The organism is Bradyrhizobium sp. BTAi1, assembly GCF_000015165.1.
In the GTDB taxonomy this organism is placed as follows: Bacteria; Pseudomonadota; Alphaproteobacteria; order Rhizobiales; family Xanthobacteraceae; genus Bradyrhizobium; species Bradyrhizobium denitrificans.
Map to the genome: position 1 here is coordinate 3,104,687 of NC_009485.1, position 23,088 is coordinate 3,127,774.

The 23,088-nt window shown below is 66.1% G+C and carries 14 protein-coding genes; 7 read left to right on the forward strand and 7 right to left on the reverse strand.

Features of this window, described 5'->3' with window-relative positions:
• Positions 1–945, reverse strand: a complete 945-nt coding sequence (locus tag BBTA_RS13910; protein WP_012043123.1) for a metallophosphoesterase — start codon at positions 943–945, stop codon at positions 1–3.
• 190 nt (positions 946–1,135) lie between these two features.
• Between BBTA_RS13910 and BBTA_RS13915 the strand changes: the two genes are divergently transcribed.
• A complete protein-coding gene (locus BBTA_RS13915) occupies positions 1,136–2,341 on the forward strand; it encodes an acyltransferase (RefSeq protein WP_244424419.1) in 1,206 nt (401 codons plus the stop codon).
• 257 nt (positions 2,342–2,598) lie between these two features.
• On the opposite strand, the gene BBTA_RS13920 is transcribed toward BBTA_RS13915, so the two are convergent.
• On the reverse strand, positions 2,599–4,218 hold the full coding sequence (locus BBTA_RS13920) for a GMC family oxidoreductase (RefSeq protein ID WP_012043125.1): 1,620 nt from the start codon (positions 4,216–4,218) through the stop codon (positions 2,599–2,601).
• Positions 4,219–4,408: 190 nt separating this feature from the next.
• On the opposite strand from BBTA_RS13920, the gene BBTA_RS13925 reads away from it, so the two are divergent.
• Entirely contained in the window at positions 4,409–5,578 is a 1,170-nt protein-coding gene (locus BBTA_RS13925) for a M20 aminoacylase family protein (protein WP_012043126.1), read from the forward strand.
• Between the two features lie 72 nt (positions 5,579–5,650).
• Here the strand turns inward: BBTA_RS13925 and BBTA_RS13930 are convergent, their stop codons facing one another.
• Positions 5,651–7,141 carry a UdgX family uracil-DNA binding protein gene (locus BBTA_RS13930; RefSeq protein ID WP_012043127.1) on the reverse strand — a complete coding sequence of 497 codons (1,491 nt, stop codon included), beginning with the start codon at positions 7,139–7,141 and terminating at the stop codon, positions 5,651–5,653.
• Positions 7,142–7,272: 131 nt separating this feature from the next.
• Positions 7,273–8,511, reverse strand: a complete 1,239-nt coding sequence (locus tag BBTA_RS13935; RefSeq protein ID WP_012043128.1) for a putative DNA modification/repair radical SAM protein — start codon at positions 8,509–8,511, stop codon at positions 7,273–7,275.
• A 181-nt stretch (positions 8,512–8,692) separates the two neighbouring features.
• Here BBTA_RS13935 and BBTA_RS13940 point away from each other — a divergent pair, with 181 nt between their 5' ends.
• The 5 genes from BBTA_RS13940 (at position 8,693) to BBTA_RS13960 (ending at position 19,696) form a co-directional block, all read left to right on the forward strand.
• The gene (locus tag BBTA_RS13940; RefSeq protein ID WP_012043129.1) at positions 8,693–9,487 is read left to right on the forward strand and encodes an ImuA family protein; all 795 of its coding nucleotides are present in this window, start codon (positions 8,693–8,695) and stop codon (positions 9,485–9,487) included.
• On the forward strand, positions 9,381–10,970 hold the full coding sequence (locus BBTA_RS13945; RefSeq protein ID WP_012043130.1) for a DNA polymerase Y family protein: 1,590 nt from the start codon (positions 9,381–9,383) through the stop codon (positions 10,968–10,970). The genes BBTA_RS13940 and BBTA_RS13945 overlap by 107 nt, the downstream gene beginning before the upstream one ends.
• A gap of 334 nt (positions 10,971–11,304) precedes the next feature.
• On the forward strand, positions 11,305–14,895 hold the full coding sequence (locus BBTA_RS13950) for an error-prone DNA polymerase (RefSeq protein WP_012043131.1): 3,591 nt from the start codon (positions 11,305–11,307) through the stop codon (positions 14,893–14,895).
• 400 nt (positions 14,896–15,295) lie between these two features.
• Positions 15,296–16,534: an efflux RND transporter periplasmic adaptor subunit gene (locus BBTA_RS13955; RefSeq protein ID WP_371260196.1), complete on the forward strand. Its 1,239-nt coding sequence runs from the start codon at positions 15,296–15,298 to the stop codon at positions 16,532–16,534.
• Positions 16,535–16,573: 39 nt separating this feature from the next.
• Entirely contained in the window at positions 16,574–19,696 is a 3,123-nt protein-coding gene (locus BBTA_RS13960) for an efflux RND transporter permease subunit (protein ID WP_012043133.1), read from the forward strand.
• Here BBTA_RS13960 and BBTA_RS13965 read toward each other — a convergent pair.
• The 3 genes from BBTA_RS13965 to BBTA_RS13975 are packed head-to-tail and all read right to left on the reverse strand — an operon-like array spanning position 19,693 to position 23,034.
• Positions 19,693–20,394, reverse strand: a complete 702-nt coding sequence (locus BBTA_RS13965; RefSeq protein ID WP_012043134.1) for an ABC transporter ATP-binding protein — start codon at positions 20,392–20,394, stop codon at positions 19,693–19,695. The genes BBTA_RS13960 and BBTA_RS13965 overlap by 4 nt on opposite strands.
• Entirely contained in the window at positions 20,391–22,205 is a 1,815-nt protein-coding gene (locus BBTA_RS13970) for an ATP-binding cassette domain-containing protein (protein WP_148221438.1), read from the reverse strand. Before BBTA_RS13970 ends, BBTA_RS13965 begins: the two co-directional genes overlap by 4 nt.
• Positions 22,198–23,034 (reverse strand): branched-chain amino acid ABC transporter permease, encoded by an 837-nt coding sequence (locus BBTA_RS13975; protein ID WP_012043136.1) that lies wholly within the window; start codon positions 23,032–23,034, stop codon positions 22,198–22,200. Before BBTA_RS13975 ends, BBTA_RS13970 begins: the two co-directional genes overlap by 8 nt.
• Between the last annotated feature and the right edge of the window lie 54 nt (positions 23,035–23,088).

Sequence of the window (23,088 nt, forward strand, 5' to 3'; positions counted from 1 at the left end):
TCAGCCCGCCAGCGGCGTGTCGATGATCGCCAGGCGCTCAGCGCCGGGCTTGAAGTCGATACTGGCGATGCCGAGCAGGCTGCGCAGCTTCGCATCCTCGACCTTCATCGGACCCGGCGAGGGCGCTGTGCCCGGCGCCGGCTGCGGGAATGCGGTCGATCGCGCGGTGTGGAAAGTGACGTTGCCCTCGACCTTCTGCATCACCTGGTGGATGTGGCCGTTCAGCACCGTCACCGAGCCGAACTCTTTCAAGGTTTCCAGCGCGCGGCCGCCATCCTCGGTTCCCCATCCCCATTGCGGGTACACCGTCCACAGCGGGATATGCGCGAACACCACGATCGGCGTCGAACGGGAGCGGCCCTTGAGGTCCTGCGCCAGCCATTCCAGCTGATCCGCGCCGAGATTGCCGAGGCCGCCGGCCTTGAGATCAACCACGTTGACGAGGCCGATGAAGTGCACGCCGCTGGCGTCGAACGAATACCAGCCGGCGCCGCGTGTGCCCTTGCCATAGCGCTCTTTATAAAGCTTGACCTCCTCGTCGAGGAAGTCGTGCTCGCCGGGCACGTAATGGACGTCGAGCCTGCTTTGCGAGATGATGCGGTCGGCATCATCGAACTCGGCCGCCTTCGACAGATGCGAGATGTCGCCGGTGTGGATCATGAAGGCAGGCTTCACCGGCATCGCCTTGATCCGATTGACGGCCTCTTCCAGCGTGCCGATCGCGTTGGGATTGGCCGGCTTATCGAAGCCGACATGGCTGTCGCTGATCTGCAGGAAGGTCAGGCCGGACGCCTGCTGCTCGGCGGCCCGGGCCGCGTCGACGAGGCCGAGCGAGCGTGGCACGCCGCCTGACAGCGTCCAGAGCACGCCCGTGCCGGCCCATGTCATGCATTCCAGCACCTTGCGGCGGCTGGCGCCGCGCGCGTCATGATCATCGAAGCTCATCATGCTCTCCCTTTGTCCTCATTGGGCTTACGGGTAGGGAGAGCGAAGAAGCGGGCGGTTTATTCCCGGCCTTGCGCAGCCGATCCTGCGATGACGTGTTCGTGATCATGCCCGCATCGGCGCACGGCTCGCATACGCAAGCAGGATATCGGCCGGGCGCCGTGCGAAATATAGTGATGTCTGGTGCCGCATGGCCGCGGCTGATCCACTGGACGCCATTCCGATGCATGACCGCGTGACCCCGAACCTGCAACAGGCCGAGACGGTCGCCGGCCGGATCGTCGCGCTCGACCGCGCCAGGACCTTCATCACGCTGTCGGTCGTGCTGTATCACTCCGCGATCAACTACACCTATTTCGGCCAGGGCGGCGACCGCATGCACTGGCTCGGCTTCGATCTCATCGCGCTGTTCAACGACAGCTATTTCATGTCCTGCATGTTCTTCATCTCCGGCCTGTTCGTGCCGGCGAGCCTGGCGAGGCGGGGACCGTCCGATTATGTCGGCCGTCGCGCGCTGCGCCTCGGCGTGCCCTATATCGTGTCGATCTTCGTGATCATGCCGATCGCCTACTACCGCTACTATGTGGCGGAGGACCATTTCACCACGGTGTGGTGGCGGATGATCAGCGAAGGTCCGTGGCCATCGGGCTCGGCCTGGTTTCTCGGCGTGCTGCTGGCGTTCGATGCCGCCGCGGCGCTGTCATGGGCCATGGCGCCGCAACTGATCGGTCGCCTGGGCCGATGGCCCGCAGCGTTGCTGCGCCGGCCCCTGTTAGGATTTGCCGTCTTCCTCCTGGTCGCGAACGCCGCCTATCTGCCGCCGCATCTCTGGTTCGGCGACGGCGTATGGTTCATGCCCGGGCATTTTCCGCTGCCGCTGCAGGCGAGCCGGTCGTTGCTTTATCCCGTCTTCTTCATGGCCGGTGTGGCGATGGGGGCGGCCGGACTAACGACCGGGCCGTTCGCCGCGCAGGGGGCGCTGGTGCAGCGTTGGCCGGTGTGGTTCGGACTGTCCTATGGCTGCTATGGTCTGATCCTGTTTCTCGCCTACGCGCATCACAATTGGATCGCCGATTTCGACTCGCCGCCGCTGTGGTGGCGCGCGGCCTACGGCATGGCGGTGGCTAGCTTCTGCGCTTCGATGGCGTTCGCAGTACCGACCTTCTTCCTGCGCTGGAGGAGTGTGCCGCTGGCGCTGATGGATCGCATGCAGCCGTCGGCCTACGGCATCTATCTGCTGCACTTCCTGCCGCTGTTGTGGCTGCAATATCTGGTCTACGTTCCGGCCTGGCCCGCGGCGGTGAAGTTCGCCATCGTCCTGGTCGGGACGCTCTCGGTGAGCTGGCTTGCGGCGGCGCTGTTGCGGCGCCTTCCGCTGGTCGCGCGGGTCATCTGAATGCCGTGTCCGATGCGTGAGCATAGTTTGACGACGGCAGCATGACCCGCCGGGTCTTATCCCCATTGTCCTGCGCGTGCCTGCCGTCGTCGGCCTGTCAGCGAAATGTTAGTTTCGCGCGATAGCGTCCGCAGCAGTTCGCGCGGCGTCAAGCGCGCAGCCCGTAGCGTAAGCGTAGCGTGTGCGAGATCGCGTCGTGCCGCTCGTGACAGGCGAGCGGCACGGGTCGCGATCAGCGCGTTCCCCGCCCGACGTCCTCACCGCGTATCTTCCAGGATCATCGCGGCCGCCTTCTCGGCGATCATTGCGGTCGGCGTGTTGGTGTTGCCTGAGGTGATGGTCGGCATGATCGAGGCGTCGGCGATGCGCAGGCGCGCGATGCCGTGGAAGCGCAGCCGTTCGTCGACGACCGCCATTGGATCGTCCGCGATACCCATCTTCGCCGTGCCGACGGGATGGAAGATCGTGGTGCCGATGTCGCCGGCCGCCTTGGCCAGCGCCGCATCGTCGTCGCCGACGGCCGGACCGGGCAGATATTCCTCGGGCCTGTAGGCTGCGAGCGCGCTCTGCTTCATCAGCCGGCGCGTGACGCGGATGGCGTCGGCCGCGACCTGGCGGTCGTCCTCCGTCGCCAGATAGTTCGGCGCGATCGAGGGCGCCTCGTCCAGCTTGGCGGAGCGAATGCGCACCGTGCCGCGCGAGGTCGGCCGCAGGTTGCAGGCGCTGACGGTGATGGCCGGGAAACGGTGCAGCGGATCGCCGAACTTGTCGAGCGACAGCGGCTGCACGTGGAACTGGATGTTGGCGCGGTCGCGCGTCGCGTCCGAGCGCGTGAAGATGCCGAGTTGGGACGGCGCCATGGTCAGCGGTCCGCGGCGGCGGAACGCGTAGTCCAGTCCCATCAGGCCGCGCCGGACCAGCGAGTAATAGGTCTCGTTCAGCGTCTTCACGCCCGTGACCTTGTAGATCGCGCGCTGCTGCAGATGGTCCTGCAGATTGCGCCCCACGCCGGGCTTGTCGAAGACAGTGTCGATGCCGAGCCCGGACAGCCAGTCCGCCGGGCCGATGCCGGAGCGCTGCAGCACCTGCACCGAGCCGATCGAGCCGGCGCTGAGGATCACCTCGCCCTTGGCGCGGGCTTCGATGGTCTCGCCATTCTGCTGGAAGCGCACGCCTGCGGCGCGGCCGTTCTCGACGATCAGGCGATCGACGAGGACGTTGGTCTCGAGCCGGAGGTTCTGCCGATGCAGCGCCGGCTTGAGGAAGCCCCGCGCGGACGACCAGCGCCGGCCGCGCTTCTGGTTGACGTGGAAATAGCTGATGCCTTCATTGTCGCCGGTATTGAAATCGGGGATGCGGCGGATGCCCATCTGCTCGGCGGCATCGCCGACCGCATCAAGCACCGCCCAGGACAGCCGCGGCGCCTCGATCCGCCAGCCGCCGCCCACGCCATGGTGCTCGCTCTCGCCCAGGAAATGGTCCTCGAGCCGCCGGAACACCGGCAGGACATCGGAATAGGACCAGCCGGCGAGGCCGAGCTGCCGCCAATGGTCGTAATCGGCAGCCTGGCCGCGCATCGAGATCATGGCGTTGATGGCCGAGCTGCCGCCGATCACCTTGCCGCGGGGATAGGCCAGCGAGCGGCCGTTGAGGCCCGGCTCGGCCTCGGTGCGAAACATCCAGTCGGAGCGCGGATTGCCGATGGCGAAGAGGTAGCCGACCGGAATATGGAACCAGATCCAATTGTCCTTGCCGCCGGCCTCCAGGATCAGGACGCGCTTGGTCGGATCAGCCGACAGCCGGTTGGCGAGGATGCAGCCGGCGGTGCCGGCGCCCACCACGATGTAGTCATAATCGCCCTCGAGCTGTCTCGGCATGCGGCATTCCCTTCCCATCATTGGGGAGGCTTTTAGTCAGCGGAGACGGGGAGGGACAAGCATCACGTTCATGGCTGGTTGACCGAGCCATGAGACAGGCGCAGCCCAGACCCTGGCGAGATCTTGGGCGGTGCGACTTTTGCATGCTAGAACGGCTCAAATATCCTTTCTGGAGCTACGAGAGTCCCCCATGCCCATCGTCAACCGCGTCGCCGATCTGCAGCCCGATATCCAGGCCTGGCGGCGGGATATCCATTCGCACCCGGAGCTGCTCTACGAGGTGCATCGGACCGCGGCCTTCGTGGCCGACCGGCTGCGCGAATTCGGCTGTGACGAGGTCGCGACGGGGCTGGGCAAGACCGGCGTCGTCGGCGTCATCAAGGGCCGCAAGCCCGGCAGCGGCGAGGTCAAGGTGCTCGGCTTGCGCGCCGACATGGATGCGCTGCCGATCGAGGAGGCGACCGGGCTGCCCTATGCCTCGAAGACCCCGGGCCTGATGCATGCCTGCGGCCATGACGGCCATACCGCGATGCTGCTCGGCGCCGCGCGCTATCTCGCCGAAACCCGCAACTTCGCCGGCGAGGTGGCCGTGATCTTCCAGCCGGCCGAGGAGGGCGGTGCCGGCGCCGAGGCGATGATTAAGGACGGATTGATCGAGCGTTTCAAGATCGACCAGGTCTACGGCATGCACAACGGTCCGGGGCTGCCGATCGGCGCCTTCGCGATCCGCCCGGGAGCGCTGATGGCTTCGACCGACGCCATCGACATCACCATCGAGGGCCATGGCGGTCATGCGGCCAAGCCGCACAATTGCATCGACTCGCTGCTGGTCGGCGCTCAGCTGGTCACGGCCTTGCAGCAGATCGTGTCACGCAGCGTCGATCCGCTGGAGGCGGCGGTACTGTCGATCTGCGAATTCCACGCCGGCAATGCGCGCAACGTGATTCCGCAGAGCGCGGTGCTGCGCGGCACGGTGCGCACCCTGACGCCGAAGGTACGCGACCTGATGGAGAAGCGGGTGCGCGAGGTCGTGACCGGCGTCGCCCAGATGACCGGCGCCCGGATCGATCTCGACTATTCGCGCAACTATCCCGTGGTGATGAACCATCCCGAGCAGACCGAGATCGCCATCCGTGCCGCCAAGGAGGTCGCAGGCGACGCCAATGTGCACGAGATGCCGCCGATGATGGGCGGTGAGGATTTCGCCTATATGCTCGAAGCCCGCCCCGGCGCCTTCATCTTCGTCGGCAATGGCGACTCGGCCGGCCTGCATCACCCGGCCTATAATTTCAACGACGAGGCTATCGTCTACGGCACCTCGTTCTTCATCAAGGTGGTGGAGAACACGCTGGCGGCGTGAGCCGCCCCGCGCATCTGCTGTCTCGTCGTGATGGCCGGGCTCGACCCGGCCATCTTCGTTTCGGCCGCAGCGTCAGGCCGCATGCGCGCGCTTGAGCGCGGCCGCGGCGATCTTCAGGTCCTTGACGAAGAGCTCATACTCCCGCGCCTTGGCGTCGGCATCAGGAAGCCGGAGCAGGTAGGACGGATGCACCGTGACCATCGCCTTGGTTGCGATCATGTTGGGACCCTCGGGCAGGTCGACGACGTGGCCGCGGTTCTTGGTGACTGGCGTGATCTTGCCGAACACCGATTGCGCCGCGGTCGCGCCCAGCGCCACCACCAGGGCCGGGCGGACCGTAGCGAGCTCACGCTCGTACCATTGCCGGCAGGCCTTGATCTCCGGCGTCGCAGGCTTCTGGTGCAGCCGGATCTTGCCGCGGGGGACGAACTTGAAGTGCTTCACCGCATTGGTGACGTAGACCTTGCTGCGGTCGATGCCGGCCTCCTGCAGCGCCCGGTCGAGCATCTGGCCGGCCGGGCCGACGAAGGGATGGCCAGCGAGGTCCTCCTTGTCGCCGGGCTGCTCGCCGACCAGCATCAGCGGCGCATGGTCAGGGCCTTCGCCGAACACGGTCTGCGTGGCATCCTTCCACAGCGGGCAGGCGCGGCAGGCAGCGGCTTCTTCACGCAAGGTCTCAAGATCGGCCGCGGCGACATCAGGTGAGGTCTCAGCAGCGGGTGCCGTGGGTTTGCGCGTCATTGCTGGCTCCTCAATCCGTTTCTGCGGCTTGTGCGGCGCGGTGCCGGGCTCGGCGATCATTGCCGACATGCGCCTGCCGGCGGCCGCGATCAGCGGCTGGATCAGCTTGGCCTCGGGCAGGTTCTGCCAGTATTTCTTCGGCATCTCCTTTTCCATCGCCTTCACTTTCAGCCGTGCCGGATTGAAAATGCTGGCGTAATAGCGCAGCCACACCTCTTCGAGCCGGTCTTCCGACGGCGCTTCGGCCTTGCTCACACCGGGTGTGAAGGAGACGCGGCTGCCGTCCCAGTGGGCGCACATTTCCGGCGTCAGGATCGACCAGGGCATGTCGGCGAAGCGGCGGGCGAAGAACGGCGCGGCGCGTTCCACGATGTGGTGGTCCGGCTCGAACCAGGCGACGTAGCGCGCCTCGCGCTCGCGTCCGACTTCGCGGAAGCGGACGAAGGCGTGCATCTTGTGGACGTCGCGCCGCACCGCCCGCGCCAGCGCATTTGCCTGCGCCACGTCAGGATCAGTCGCGATCTCCATCAGATCGTGGTTGGTCCTGAGACGCCACAACAGCCGATAGAGCAGGGTGAAGCGGTTGGGATCGCGGTGCAGGATCGCGCTTTCGGCCAGCTCCATGAAGCTCGCCGGCACCGAGAATGCGCCCTTGGGCACCTCAGGGAGCTGCGTATCGGCCTGATCGTCGAACAGGTCGGGCGCGGCGCCTTTGACACGCCAGGAGACGTCGGCGGGCCTGACGTCGTTCATCGCCAGCGCCCGCGCCGCCGTCCGCCAGCCGTCGAAATCGGTGTCGCTGTCGAGGGTTACGACGTGCATTTGTCTCCTCACGTCATTGCGGGCGAGGCGGCCTGTCCGCCATAGCCCGAGGGGCCACGGCGGAAGCAATCCAGAGTCGTCGTGCCGCCCCTGGATTGCTTCGGGGCGTCGCCCCCGCAATGACGACCTGGTTAGAATCCAAATCCCAACTGCTGCGGTTTGGGGCGTAGCCGTGCCGCCAAGCCGGCGCCGTCGAGCAGAGACGGCTGTGGCCGGTGGTCGGAGAGAACGATGAACGGCAGTGCCTTGTTCCGGATGACGTTGAGCCGGGCCAGATCCGCGAAGCGGATCGTGGTGGTGCGGCGGGTGGCGAGGATGCGCTGCACGGTGCGGGTGCCGAAACCGGGGACCCGCAGCAGCTCCTCCCGGCTGGCGGTGTTGATGTCGAGCGGGAAGCGGTCGCGGTGGCGCAGCGCCCAGGCGAGCTTGGGATCGATGTCGAGCGGCAGCATGCCCTCGTTCTCCTCGACGATCTCATCGGCCTCGAAGCCGTAGAACCGCATCAGCCAGTCGGCCTGGTACAGCCGGTGCTCGCGCACCAGGGGCGGGGCCTGCAGCGGCAGCGCGCGGCTGGCATCGGGGATCGGGCTGAAGGCGGAGTAATAGACGCGCTTGAGCTTGTAGGCGCCGTACAGATTGGACGAGGTCGACAGGATAATGCGGTCATTGGCCTGGTCGGCGCCGATGATCATCTGTGTGCTCTGGCCGGCCGGCGCGAAGCGCGGCGGCCTGGCGCGGCGCGCCGTCTTTTTCGCCTCCGCTGTCTCGTCGAGCTTGAGCCGGAGACGGCCCATGGTGCGGCGGATCGCGCGCTGGTCCTTCTCCGGCGCCAGCATCGTGAGGCTCGCCTCCAGCGGCGTCTCGATGTTGATGCTGAGCCGATCGGCATATTTGCCGGCCTCCGCGATCAACGCCTCGTCCGCTTCCGGAATCGTCTTCAGATGGATGTAACCGCGGAAACGGTACTCCTCGCGCAGCTTGCGCGCGACGCTGACAACCTGCTCCATCGTGTAGTCGGGACTGCGGATGATGCCCGACGACAGGAACAGTCCCTCGATGTAGTTGCGGCGATAGAAGTCGATGGTGAGCTTCACCACCTCGTCGACCGTGAAGCGCGCGCGGGCCACGTTGGAGGAGGCGCGGTTGACGCAATACAGGCAGTCGAAGTTGCAGGCGTTGGTCAGCAGGATCTTGAGCAGCGAGATGCAGCGTCCGTCCGGCGCATAGGAGTGGCAGATGCCCATGCCGGGCGATGTCGAGCCGAGCCCCTTGCCGTCGCGGGAATCCCGCATCTCGGTACCGCTGGAGGCGCAGGACGCGTCATACTTGGCGGCATCGGCCAGGATCTCAAGTTTGCGCAGCAGCTCCATGCTTTTGAATCCCTTTGATTCCATTCGTTGAATCAGACCCGGGTCAATCCCGATTGACTCTCTCGAAGGCGTTAGCTTTATATTAGAACGTATCATGAACAAAGAGGGTCGTCGCGGGTTCACTGCCTGACACTGAAAGAACGGCAGCGCCCGCACGATGGATTGAAAGGAGCGGCGACGGATGACCGGCGCACGCATGGAGACGCTCGCGCGGTTGCGCGGCCGCATTGCCCGCCTCGAAGCGGCCGATGGTGCGCATGATCTGCGCCGGGTCGCGCTCGGCCATGACGAGGCCGATGCGGTGCTGCAAGGCGGCCTCGCCACGGGCGCGCTGCACGAGGTGTTCGCCGAGAGCGGTCGCCAGGCGGTGGCTGCGACCGGCTTTTTGTGCGGGCTCGCGGCGCGCGTCGCGGCACGTCGGCCGTTGATCTGGATCCGGCAGGATTTCGCCGAGCGCGAGGCCGGCGCGCTGTCGATGAGCGGGCTCGCCGAACTCGGGCTCGATCCGCGCCGCCTCGTGATCGTGCGCGCGCCCGATCTCGACCATGCTCTGCGCACCGCTGCCGACGCGCTCGCCTGCGATGCGCTCGGCAGCGTGATGCTGGAGGTGTGGGGCGAGACGCCAAAGCTCGATCTCGTCGCCAGCCGCAAGCTGACCTTGATGGCGCAGGAGTCCGGCGTGACAGCGCTGCTCTTGCGCATCGCCGCCGCGCCTGAGCCCTCGACCGCGGAGACGCGCTGGGTGGTGCGCAGCGCGCCGTCGCTCTCAGCTGCACCGTGGATGGCGTGGGGCGCGCCCCGCCTCGATGCCGAGCTCATTCGCAACCGTCACGGCCAGACCGGACGCTGGATCATGGAGTGGACCCCCGATGCGTGCCGTTTCAGCGAACCGGCGGCGGATCCTCAGCCTGTGGCTGCCGCGCCTGCCCATCGATCGGATCAAAAGACAGCTGGCCTTCACCGGCGCTCCGCCTGAGAGCAAGCCTCAGGTCGTCGTCATCAAGGACGCCAATGCACTGCTCATCCATACGCTCGACGAGGCCGCGGCGTGTCACGGCGTCAGCCTCGGCCAGCCGCTGGCGAATGCCCGCGCGGTCTGTCCCGACCTCGTCGTGCACGAGGCCGATCTCGCGGCTGACGCCAAGATGCTCGAAGGCATCGCCGATTGGTGCGACCGCTTCACGCCGCTGGTGGCGCTCGACCCGCCGCATGGGCTGTCGCTCGACATCACCGGCTGCGTGCATCTGTTCGGTGGCGAGGCCAAGCTTATGCAATCGGTCTGTGACGCGCTGACCGCGCATGGCCTCACAGTGTCGGCGGCGATCGCCTCCAATGCGGTGTGCGCGCGCACCCTGAACCGGCAGGTCCATGGCCGCATCGTGCCTAACGGCGAGGAGGCGGCCGCGGTGGCGCCGCTGCCGGTGGTCGCACTCGGCGGCAGTGAGGCTGTTACGCTCGGCCTGCGCCGTGCCGGCCTCAAGACCATCGGCGATGTTGCTTCGCGCGGCCGCAACGAGATCACCGCGCGGTTCGGCGCCGCCTTCACCCGCGTGCTCGCGCAAGCGCTTGGCGAGGCCGATGCGCCGATCAGCCCGCGCAAGGTGCCGCCGGACTACATTGTCGAGAAGCGTTTTGCCGAGCCGGTCGCGACCGACACCGTGATCGCGGCCAGCCTCTCCAGCCTGGCGGCGATGCTGGTGGCGGCGATGGCGCAGCAGGGCAAGGGCGCGCGGCGGCTGGAGGCCAGCTTCTTCCGCACTGACGGATTGGTGCGCATCATCGCGGTCGACACCGGCCAGCCGGTGACCGAAGCTGCCGTCGTCGACCGGCTGTTTCGCGAGCGCCTGGACGCCTTGAACGATCCGCTCGATCCCGGCTTCGGCTTCGACATGATCCGGCTGTCGGCCAGCCGCAGCGAGATCGTGGTGCAGCAGCAGCGCGATCTCGACGCCCATGTCCACGACAATGACGAGCTGTCGGCGCTGATCGACCGCATCGCCGCGCGCATCGGCGGCAAGCGCGTCATCGTGCATCTGCCAGTCGACACCCACATCCCCGAGCGCGCGGCGCTGCCGCTGCCGGCGCAGCACAATCTGGCGGCCACCAGCACGGCCGATTGGCCGGAGCGTAGCGACGGCGAGCCGCCGCTGCGACCGCTGCGGCTGTTCGCGCGCCCCGAGGCCATCCAGGTGATCGCCGGTGTCCCGGATGGTCCGCCCGCGCGCTTCGTCTGGCGCCGTGCCGCCCATGCGGTCGTGCGCGCCGAAGGCCCGGAGCGCATCGCGATGGAATGGTGGCGGCCGGAGGGGCAGGGGCTGACGCGCGACTATTTCCGCGTCGAGGACGAGCACGGCCTGCGCTTCTGGCTCTATCGCGATGGTTTGTATGACCGCGAGCTCGAGCCGCAGGAGGGCCTGCCGGTGCAGCCCGTCTGGTATATGCACGGGCTGTTCGCATGAGGGTAGGCGAGATCGCCTCCATCCCGCGCCGACCTCGCTGTTCACCCTCCCCTGCAGGGGGAGGGTCGGCGCGCATGCGCGCATGCGCGCCGGGGTGGGGTGACAGAGCATCCGCGGCTGCGGTGCTCAACTTTATGCGAGCGAGATCACGCATAGCTGAGAAGAGCGGAGTCAAGAGCGACCGTTTGCTGGGCTCACCCCACCCCGCCGCGCGCTTTGCGCGCGTCGACCCTCCCCCTCCAGGGGAGGGTGGGCAGCTGCGCAAGCCGCTTTGTGAGCGCTTTTCTTCCGCATCGCACAGGCAACGCGTCGTCCCAATCTCTGTGGCCCCGCCATGACTCCGATCCCCTATGCCGAGATCGGCGTCACCACCAATTTCTCGTTCCTGCATGGCGGCTCGCATCCGCAGGACTATGTGCACCAGGCCGCCGAATATGGTCTCACCGCCATCGGCATCGCCGATCACAACACGCTGGCCGGCATCGTGCGCGCCTATAGCGAGTTGAGTAACGACCGGCTGAGTTACAAGCCGAAGCTGATCTATGGCGCGCGGCTGGTGTTCAGCTGCGGCACCCCGGATATCCTGGTCTATCCGCGCGACCGCGCGGCGTACGGCCGGCTGTGCCAATTGCTCACCCGCGGCAAGCGCGGCAGTGATCTCGACAGGGTCGCCAAGGGCGATTGCCGCCTGAGCTTCGCGGATCTGTTCGACTTCATCGCGGGCCAGCTCCTGGTGCTGATGCCGCCGCATCGCTTTGACGAGGACGCCCTCGGCAACATCCTGGCACGGCTGAAAGACAGCCGCGCCGACGGCGTCTGGCTCGCGGCGAGCCTGCTGTATCGCGGGGATGACCGCCGCCGGCTGGCGCGGCTCGCGCGTCTGGCGGCTTCAAGCAAGGTGCCGCTGATCGCGACCAACGACGTGCTCTATCACCATCCCCAGCAGCGGATGCTGCAGGATGTGCTGACCTGCATCCGCGAGAAGGCCACGATCGAGAGCATCGGCCGCCGTCTCCAGGCCAATGCCGAGCGCCATCTCAAGCCGGGACACGAGATGGCGCGGCTGTTCCGCGATTACCCCGATGCCATCACTGAGACCATCCGCTTCACCGACCGCATCGTCTTTTCGCTTGACCAGCTCAAATACCAATATCCCGACGAGCCGGTGCCGCCCGGCAAGACCGCGCAGGGGCATCTGGAGGACCTGACCTGGGCCGGCGCGAAAACCTATTTCGGCGATGACCTCGACGACAGGCTGCGCGCGGTCCTCAACAAGGAGCTGGCGCTGATCGCCGAGCTCAACTACGCGCATTATTTCCTCACCGTCCACGACATTGTCCGCTACGCGCGGAGCCAAGGCATTCTGTGCCAGGGTCGTGGCTCGGCAGCGAATTCGGCGGTATGCTACGTGCTCGGCATCACCTCGGTCGATCCGACCAAGATCGACCTCTTGTTCGAGCGCTTCATCTCCAAGGAGCGGCTGGAGCCGCCGGATATCGACGTCGATTTCGAGCATTCGCGGCGCGAGGAGGTGATGCAATATGTCTACCGCCGCTATGGCCGCCACCGCGCCGCGATCATCGCCACCGTCATCCATTATCGCCCGCGCAGCGCCATTCGCGATGTCGGCAAGGCGCTGGGGCTGACCGAGGACGTCACCGCCGTGCTCGCCGACACCGTGTGGGGCAGCTGGGGTGACGGGCTCTCCGACATACAGGTGCGTCAAGCCGGGCTCGATCCCGCCAATCCGATGATCCGACGCGCGGTCGAACTCGCGGCCGAGCTGATCAATTTTCCGCGCCATCTCTCGCAGCATGTCGGCGGCTATGTGCTGACCCAGGACCGGCTGGACAGTTACGTGCCGATCGGCAATGCCGCGATGGACGACCGCACCTTCATCGAATGGGACAAGGACGACGTCGACGCGCTCAGCATGATGAAGGTCGACGTGCTGGCGCTGGGCATGCTGACCTGCATCCGCAAATGCTTCGACCTGATCGCCGATCACAAGGGCAGGCGGTATGTGCTCGCGGATATCAAATCGGAGGATGATAACGAAGTCTATCAGATGCTGCAGCGAGGCGAGTCGCTCGGCGTGTTCCAGGTCGAGAGCCGGGCGCAGATGAACATGCTGCCGCGCCTCAAGCCGCGCACCTTCTACGATCTCGTCATCGAGGTCGCGATCGTCAGGCCCGGGCCGATCCAGGGCGACATGGTGCATCCTTATCTGCGCCGCCGGAACAGGCTGGAAAAGGTGACCTATCCGTCGCCGTCACCGGATCATGGTCCGGCGGATGAACTCTACAAAGTGCTGCACAAGACGCTCGGCGTGCCGCTGTTCCAGGAGCAGGCGATGCGGATCGCGATCGAGGCCGCCAAGTTTTCACCCGAGGAGGCCAACGGCCTGCGCCGCGCGATGGCGACGTTCCGCAATGTCGGCACCATCGGTTCCTATGAGGAGAAGATGGTCTCGAGCATGATCGCGCGCGGCTACGATCCGGCCTTCGCCAAGAGCTGCTTCGACCAGATCAAGGGCTTTGGCTCCTACGGCTTTCCGGAAAGCCATGCCGCGAGTTTCGCACAATTGGTCTATGTCTCGTCCTGGCTGAAATGCTTCCACCCGGATGCCTTCTGCTGCGCGCTTCTGAACTCGCAGCCGATGGGGTTCTACGCGCCGGCGCAGATCGTCGGCGACGCCCGCAAGAACGGCGTCGAGATCCGCAACATCGACGTCTCCCACAGCTTCGCCGACAACACGCTGGAAGAGACCGACGGCAAATACTGCGCCGTCCGCCTCGGCTTCCGCCAGATCGACGGCTTCCGCTGGATCGACCGCGACGAGGAGCGGATCAGGAAGCTGTCGGAGGTGGTGCGAAAAGCGCAGGCGGCGGCTGTCTCTCCACGTTCTTTGCCAGCTATCTCCTCGGTGTCATTCCGGGGCACGCGTAGCGCGAGCCCGGAATCCATAACCACGATCGGGAGTACGGATTCCGGGCTCGCCCTCCGGGCGCCCCGGAATGACAGCGTGGAGGCAGTCGTTTCTGACTCACAAGCCCTTGATGAAGGTCGAGGGGGCGATGCTGTCGCTTCACTCCAGAACGATGACCGCGACGATGACTGGGCCGACCGCATCGTCAAGGCGCGCGCCCGCGGCCCCTTCACCTCGCTAGAGGACTTCGCCCGCGACACCGCGCTGCCCAAGCGCGCGCTCTTGCTGCTGGCCGATGCCGATGCGTTCCGCTCGCTCGGGCTCGATCGCCGCGCCGCGCTCTGGGCCGTGCGCCGGCTACCCGACGACGTGCCGCTGCCCTTGTTCGAGGCCGCGATCGCCCGCGAACAGCCGGACGAGGGCGCCAAGCCGCTGCCGGAAATGCCGCTGCCGGAGCAGGTGGTCGCGGACTATCAGACCATCCGCCTGTCCTTGAAGGGCCATCCGATGGAGTTCCTGCGCCGGCGCTTCACGGCTGAGGGCGTGCTGGCCTGCCGCGATGTCAACGACGCCAATGATCGCCGCCATATCCGCTGCGCCGGCGTGGTGCTGGTGCGGCAGCGGCCGGGCAGCGCCAAGGGCGTCGTGTTCATGACCCTGGAGGACGAGACCGGGATCGCCAACATCGTGGTGTGGCCGAAGGTGATGGAGACCTTCCGCAAGGAGGTGATGGGCGCGCGCCTGGTGCTGGTCGAGGGCCGCATCCAGAGCAGTCCGGAGAAGGTCGTGCATCTCGTCGCCGAGCGTCTCGTCGACCGCAGCGCCGATCTCGCATTGCTGGCGGATGATCGCCTCGGCAGCAGCGCCATCCCGCAAGGCCCGATGCCGGCAGAGCCGCTCAACGACGACCGCCGCGATCATCCCGACAATCCCTCGCAGCGCGTCAGCCATCCCCGCAACGTCCGGATTTTGCCACGCTCGCGCGATTTTCATTGAGATGTCACATTGCATCGCGTCACGGCATCGCGTCGCGCGCCACTGGCCGCGGCGCGGGCCCGAGCCCTTCAGATGCCCGGGGATCCCGTTGTGCAAACGTCAGAGTAGCGTCGTACCTGCCGAGGTTGTCCTGATGTTGCGTCTCACCGCCAGCGCTATTTCTGGTTCCCTCGATATGGGATGGTGCGTTGCAACGAAATTGCAACGGGCCAAAACCAGCTGAATGCAGGCTGAACGGCTGTCGTTGAACTTTCAAATTTTTAAAGCAAAACAGAGGCGAGTTGGGCGATTTTTAGGTTGTTTAAAGTGTCAGTTCCGCACTAATAGCGCAGCAATCAACGGCCGATACCCGGGCGCCATCGTAAGGTGGACGTAAGGTGGATGGGCTATGGCGTCGAACATGAACCAGTCCCCGCAATTGCTGAGTACAAAACGGCTGATCATCGGTTTGGCGACGCTGGCCGTGGCCGGCGCGGGTGGCTATGTCTACGCCCAATTCCGTTCGATGCCGTCCGCCAAGGACAATATCGAGCTGTCCAGCCAGTCGCGCCGCAATAGCACCACTTTCACGCCCTCGGCAGCGGAATGGGCGACGCTGACCATCGAGCCGGTCTGTGACAAGATCTTCCGCGCAGAGCACATCACCGAGGGCAAGGTCGCCGTCGACGAGGACCGTTCGACACCGGTTTTCTCGCCCTATGCCGGCCGCGTGACCAAGTTGCTGGCGCGCCCGGGCGAGACCGTCCGCCAGGGCCAGCCGCTGTTCGTCATCGAGGCCGCCGATACTGTCCAGGCGCAGAACGATTTCATCACCGCGATCACCTCGATGAACAAGGCCAAGTCGGCGCTGGATCTCGCTGATATCCAGTACAAGCGCGCGAAGGATTTGTTCGAGGGGCGGGCGATCCCGCTGAAGGACTTTCAGCAGGCGGAGGCAACCTCCGTTCAGGCCCAGAACGACATGCGTTCGTCACAAACGGCGCTGGAGGCGGCCCGCAACAAGCTGCGTATCCTCGGCTTCACCGATGCCGCGATCGCCGATTTCCAGAACAAGGGCACCATCGATCGCGAGATCACGATCTACGCGCCGATCGGCGGCACGGTCGTGCAGCGCAAGGTCGGGCCGGGCCAGTACGTCAATGCCGGCGCGAGCGATCCCGTGTTCGTGATCGGAGATCTGTCGACCGTCTGGCTCACGGCCTTCGTTCGGGAGAGCGACGCCGCGCTGGTCGATGTCGGCGAGGAAATCCTCGTCAACGTGCTGGCGCTGCCAGGCCGTCCTTTGAAGGCCAGCATCAATTATGTCGCCACGTCGATCGACCCGGCGACGCGCCGGCTGTTGGTGCGCGCGACCATCGACAACAAGGACGGTCTGCTCAAGCCGGAGATGTTTGCCAACGTCACGATCTATTCTCCGGGCGAAAAGCCCGCCGTGGCCGTGCCGCGGCAGGCGCTGATCTATGAAGGCAACCAGGTTCGGGTCTGGGTCGCTCGTCCCGACAAATCGATCGAGCTCCGCAAGATCAAGACCGGCCTCGTCAACGGCGACCAGGTGGCCGTGGAGGACAATCTGAGCGCGGGCGAGCAGATCGTCACCAAAGGCAGCCTGTTCATCGATCGCGCTGCCTCCGGCAGCTGAGATGTGGTTCTGCCTGCCTTGCTGAAAGTGCCGACCTGAATGGATCGCCTCGTCGCCATCGCCGTCCAGCGGCGCTTCCTCATGGTCGGAATGTTTGTCGCCGTGCTGATCGGCGGCCTGATCGCGTTCCGCCAGCTCAACATCGAGGCCTATCCCGATCCGACTCCGCCGATGGTCGACATCGTGACGCAGAGCCCGGGACTGTCGGCCGAGGAGATCGAGCGTTACATCACGATCCCGATCGAGACCCAGGTCGCCGGCATCAAGAACCTGCGCACGATCCGAACGATCTCGCTGTACGGCCTTTCCGACGTCAAGCTGCAGTTCTCCTTCGACTACACCTATGACGAGGCGCTGCAGCAGGTCCTGAACCGGCTGTCGCAGCTGTCGCCGCTGCCGGGCAATGTCACGCCGCAGATCTCGCCATTGAGCGCCGTCGGTGAGATCTATCGCTATCGGCTGCGCGGCCCGCCCGGCTACAGCGTGCTCGACCTCAAGACCTTGCAGGACTGGGTGCTGCAGCGGCGCTTCCGCGCCGTGCCGGGCGTCATCGACGTCACCGGCTGGGGCGGCAAGACCAAGACCTATGAGATCCAGGTCGACTTCAACAAGCTGGTCGCCAACGGCCTGACCCTGCCGCAGCTGTTGCAGGCGGTCGGCAACTCCAACATCAATGTCGGCGGCAACACCGTCGAGATCGGCACGCAGTCGGCCGTGGTGCGCGGCGTCGGCCTGATCCGCTCGATGGACGACCTCGCCAACACCATGGTGTCGCAGAGCGGCGGCAATCCGGTGCTGGTGAAGGACGTTGCCAATGTCACGGTGGCGGAGAAGCCGCGGCTCGGCATCGCCGGCCTCAACAACAATGACGACATCGTCCAGGGCATCGTGCTGATGCGGCGCGGCGAGCAGAGCTCGCCGACCATCGCCCGCGTCGAGCAGCTGGTCGATCAGATCAACAACTCCACGATCCTGCCGCCGGGCGTGCGCATCGAGCGCATCTATGACCGCAAGGACCTGATCGACACCACGACGCACACCGTGCTGCACAACATGGTGGTGGGCATCGGCCTGATCGTGCTGCTGCAGTGGGTGTTCCTCGGCAATCTCCGAAGCGCGCTGATCGTCGGCGCCACGATTCCGTTCGCGCTGTTCTTCGCCGTCATCATCCTGGTGCTGCGCGGCGAATCCGCAAACCTGCTGTCGGTCGGCGCGATCGATTTCGGCCTGATCGTCGATGCCACCGTGATCATGGTCGAGGCGATCTTCCGCAGGCTGTCGCAGACGACGCCGCTGTCCGCCGCCGAGGAAAGCCACATCTCGCCGGAAACGATGATGGGCATGAAGAGCCACGCGATCCTGTCGGCCGCGGCCGATGTGTCGCGCTCGATCTTCTTTGCCGCCGCCATCATCATCGCCGCCTTCCTGCCGCTGTTCACCTTGAGCGGCGTCGAGGGCAACATCTTCGGGCCGATGGCGCGCACCTATGCCTATGCGCTGGCCGGCGGCCTGCTCGCGACTTTCACGGTGACCCCGGCGCTGAGCGCCATCATCCTGCCGGCGCATGTCGAGGAGACCGAGACGCGCTTGATGCGGCTGCTGCACGCGATCTATGCGCCGGTGCTGCGCTGGGCCGTCGGCAACCGCAATCTGGTGATCACGGGTGCGATCGGCCTCGTGCTGCTCACCGTGGTGGTCGGCCGGCTGCTGGGTCTCGAATTCCTGCCCAAGCTGGAAGAGGGCAATCTCTGGATCCGCGCCACCCTGCCGCCGACGATCTCGCTGCAGGAGGGCAACGCCTACGTCAACGAGATGCGCAAGATGATCCGCGCGCGGCCCGAGGTCGAGGCCGTGGTCTCGCAGCATGGCCGTCCTGACGACGGCACCGATGCCGCGGGCTTCTTCAACGCGGAGTTCTTCGCCCCGCTGAAGCCGGTCAAGGACTGGCCCGGCACCAAGGACAAGGACCAGCTGACGGCCGAGCTGTTGAAGCAGCTCGATGACCGCTTCCCAGGCGTCGAGTTCAACTTCTCGCAATATCTGCAGGACAACGTCTCCGAGGCTGTGTCCGGCGTGAAGGGCGAGAACTCGATCAAGCTGTATGGCAACGACCTGCAGGCGCTGACCGACACCGCCAACAAGATCAAGCAGGTCCTGTCCACGGTGCAGGGCGTGACCGATCTTGCGGTGTTCACCTCGCTGGGGCAGCCGACCGTCCAGATCGACATCGATCGTGCCAAGGCGGCGCGCTACGGGCTGGCGCCGGGCGACATCAACGCCACCATCAAGGTGGCGATCGGCGGCGACACCGCGGGCGATCTCTACGAGCCGGGAAGCGACCGGCATTTCCCGATCATCGTCCGCCTCGCGCCGGAATATCGCAAGAGCGCCGAGGCGATCGAGAATCTGCGCATCGGCGCCCAGGGGCCGAACGGCGTCACCCAGATCCCGTTGAGCGAGGTCGCCACCATCAAGCTGGTCTCGGGCGCGGCCTATATCTATCGCGAGCAGCAGGAGCGCTATCTGCCGATCAAGTTCTCGGTGCGTGAGCGCGATCTCGGCAGCGCCATCCAGGAGGCGCAGCAGAAGGTCGCCGAGCAGGTGCAGCTGCCGGCCGGCTCGCGCGTCGAATGGGTCGGCGAGTTCGGCAACCTGCAGGACGCGATCAAGCGGCTGTCGATCGTGGTGCCGATCAGCCTGGCGCTGATCGGCGTGCTCTTGTGGTTCAATTTCGGCTCGATGGCCGACACGCTGCTGGCGATGAGCGTGATCCCGATGGCGATCTTCGGCGGCGTCGTCGGCCTCGTGCTGTCGGGGATTCCGTTCAGCGTCTCGGCGGCGATCGGCTTCATCGCGTTGTTCGGCATCGCGGTGATGGACGGCATCATCATCCTGTCGCAGTTCAACCAGCTGATCGACGAGGGCGTCGACCGGATCGAGGCGGTGATCCGCACCGGCGAGTTGCAGCTGCGGCCGGTGCTGATGACCTGCGTCGTCGCCGGCATCGGCCTGTTGCCGGCGGCGCTTTCGACCGGCATCGGCTCGCAGGTGCAGAAGCCGCTCGCGATCGTCGTCGTCACCGGCATGATGCTGGCGCCGGTCGTCATCCTGATCACGCTGCCCGTACTGATCTCGCTGTTCTCGCGGCGGCGGGTTCGCTAGATCCGCATGTGCGCGTCGATGCGCGCGGCCGCGCCGGCATCGACCACGGCGGCATCGACGATCTCGCCGCGCTTGAACACGAGATAGCGGTCGCTGATCGACAGTGCGAACGGCAGATGCTGCTCGACCACGATCATCGAGGTGCCGATCTCGCGGCGGACGCGGACCAGCACCTCCGACAGGCGGTCGACCACGGAAGGCTGAAGTCCTTCCGTGACCTCGTCAAGCAGCAGCACGTCGGGCTTGGCCATCAGCGCGCGGGCGACGATCAGCATCTTCTGCTCGCCGCCCGACAAGGTCCCGGCGCGCTGGTTCAGCCGCTTCGTCAACACCGGAAACCAGCTGCCGACCTGCTCGAACAGGGCCTCGATGTCCTTGTCCGACAACAGGCCGAGCCTGAGATTGTCGCGCACCGACAGGTCCTGGAACAGCGCGTGCTCCTGCGGCACGTAGACCAGCCCCATCTTGCGCTTCAGATGTGGCGCCACCCGCGTCACGTCCTTGCCCGCGAGGGTGACGCTGCCGCGCCACGCCGGCAGAAAGCCCATGATCGCCTTGAGCAGCGAGGTCTTGCCCATGCCGTTCTTGCCGACGATCGCGAGCGTCTCGGCCTTCGCCAGCGTCAGGCCGACATTGCTGATGACCCCCGACGAACCATAGCCGCTGGCCAGCGCGTTGACCTCAAGGATCGCGGTCATGCCCGCTCCTCCGCATGCGGCACGTGCTGGCCGGTGTAGATCTCGCGCACCAGATCGCTGTTGACGACCTCGTCGACCGAGCCGTCGAGCGCGAGCCGGCCCTGGTGCAGCACGATGATGCGCGAGGAGATCTCGCGGACGAAATCCAGATCGTGCTCAACCAGCAGAATGCAGAGGCGATCACGGCGCGCCAGCGCGGTGAGAATCTCGGCGAACCCCTGGCGCTCGGCGCGGGTGAGGCCGGCGGTGGGCTCGTCGAGCAGCAGCACGTCGGGCTCGAGCGACAGCACCATCGCAAGCTCGAGCGCCTGCTTGAGGCCGTGGCTGAGATTGCGCGCCTCTTCGTCGAGCCGCTCGCTGAGGCCGGATCGTTCGACCACCGACATCGCCGCGGGCGGCAGCGCGAGTGTCGCCGAGCGGGAGGTCAGCGACGGCGGATCGGCATGCGTCCGTGCGACGCGCAGGCATTCGGCGACAGTCAGGGTCTCGAACACCGAGGCGGTCTGGAACTTGCGCCCCAAGCCGAAGCGCACGACGCGGTCCGGCGGCAGCCGCGCAATATCGTGCCCGGCGATCGCGACCTCGCCGGTGGAGCGTTCGCGTCCGTCCGACAGGCAGCGGATCAGGGTGGTCTTGCCGGCGCCGTTGGGGCCGACCAGGCTCAGCAGTTCGCCGCGATGCGCGGTGAACGCGACCCCGTCCAGCACCGAGAGGCTGCCGAAATGCTTGCCGAGCCCACGCACCTCGATCGCAACGGCATCCGGATGGCTGACGGTCGTGGCGGCAGGCGCCGGACAAAGCCTCGTAGCGGCGGCGCTCCCCGAACCGCGTGTGATCAGGCGCATCACGGCGCCGAGCAGGCCGTCGGGGAAGGCGAGGATGACGATGATCAGCGCGAGCCCGACGATCAGCTCCCATACATAGGGCAGGCTGTTGGCGAGATAGGCGCTGGCGACCTCGATGCACAGCGCGCCGATGACCGGGCCGATCACGGTGCCGCGGCCGCCGAGCGCGACCATGATCACGAGGTTGGTGCCGAAGGTGAAGCTGGCGTTTTCGGGCGCGGCGACCGCGCCGAAGCCGGCATAGAAGAAGCCGGCGAGCGCAGAGACGATCGCGGACAGCACCAGCACGATGATGCGCAGCCGCGATGTATCGATGCCGAGATAGCTGCAGCGCGCGTCATTGTCGCGCAGCGCCGACAGCAGCCGCCCGGTGTCGCTGCGCATCAGCCCGAGCGCGAGCACCGCGGTCGCGAGCAGTCCGAGGCCGGCGAGGCGCAGCCAGGTCTCGATCTCCAGATCGAAGCTCTCGAAGCCGACAAGGCCGCTGGACGAGCCGGTGAAGGTGCCGCCGGAGTACAGGATCTGCACCAGCACGATCGGCACCACCAGCGAGATCACCGAGGCGTAGAGCGGCGTCGAGCCGGGATAGAATGACAGCCAGCCGGTGAAGGCGGCCACAGCGGCCGCCACCGCGACCGCGGCGGCGATCGCGGCGCAGATCTGCCAGGGGCCGAAGCCATATTCGGTGAACATGATCGCGAGCGCATAGGCGCCGATGCCGAAGAAGGCGGACTGGCCGAAGGTCAGCGTGCCGCAATAGCCCCACATGATATCGACGGTGATCGCGGCGATCGCGACGAAGCAGGCGCGCACCAGGATGTTCACGAGGTAGGTATCGAGCAGCAGCGGCGCGATGATGATCACGCCGGCCGCGATGGCCACGAGCACCGCCGGGACGATCAGGCGCGGCAGCGCACGGCTCGTCGCGGGCGTCTCGGGAGAGGCGAGGGGGCGCGCATCAGGCACGGGCAAAACCCTCCGGCCGGATCCGCAGCACGATCGCGGCGCAGATCGCGATGGTCAGCCCGCCAAGGATCGGATTGACGAAGGTCGAGACCAGAACCTGCAAGGTCCCGAGCACGGCGCAGGAGCCGGCCAACGCCAGCAGCGACCCGCCGGACACCATCACCAGCATGAACGCGCCGATCAGCCAGGGCACGCCCATGTTCGGATCGACACTGGACAGCGGCGTGATCAGTGCGCCGGAGAGCGCCGCGAGGCCGCTGCCGAGCGCGAAGGTGATGAGCCGCACCCGCGACGAGTCGACGCCGAGCCCCTGCGCCAGCATCTCGTTCATGATGACCGCCTTGGTCGACAGGCCGAGCCGCGTGCCGTTGAGCAGGCCGGTGAACAGCAGGCCGACCATCACGGCCGCGACGATCATCACCAGCCGGTAGGCGGAATAATCGACGCCGAACAGATGCACCGTGCCCGAGATCGGCGCCTGCACGAATTGCACCTCGCGGCCGAACATCAGCGTGATCAGCTGTCCCAGCACGATGCCGAGACCCCAGGTGGCGAGGATCGCATCGAGCGGGCGTTTGTAGAGACGGCGAACGATCACGATTTCAGTGACGCCGCCGCAGATCGCGCCGGCAACGAAGGCCAGCGGCAGGATCAGGAACCATGGCAGGCTCAGCTGCGCGCCGACCAGCGCGGCATAGGCGCCCACGGTGAGGAAGGCGGCGTGGGCAAAATTGATGATCTTCATGACGCCGAACACGATCAGCAGGCCGGCGGCGATGATGAAGAGCATGGCAGCCGTCGTGACGGCATCGAGGGCGACGGTCAGCATGGTCATTCCCAGTCGAGAGGGACGAGGCGGAGATGCTCCGCCTCGCCGGGATCA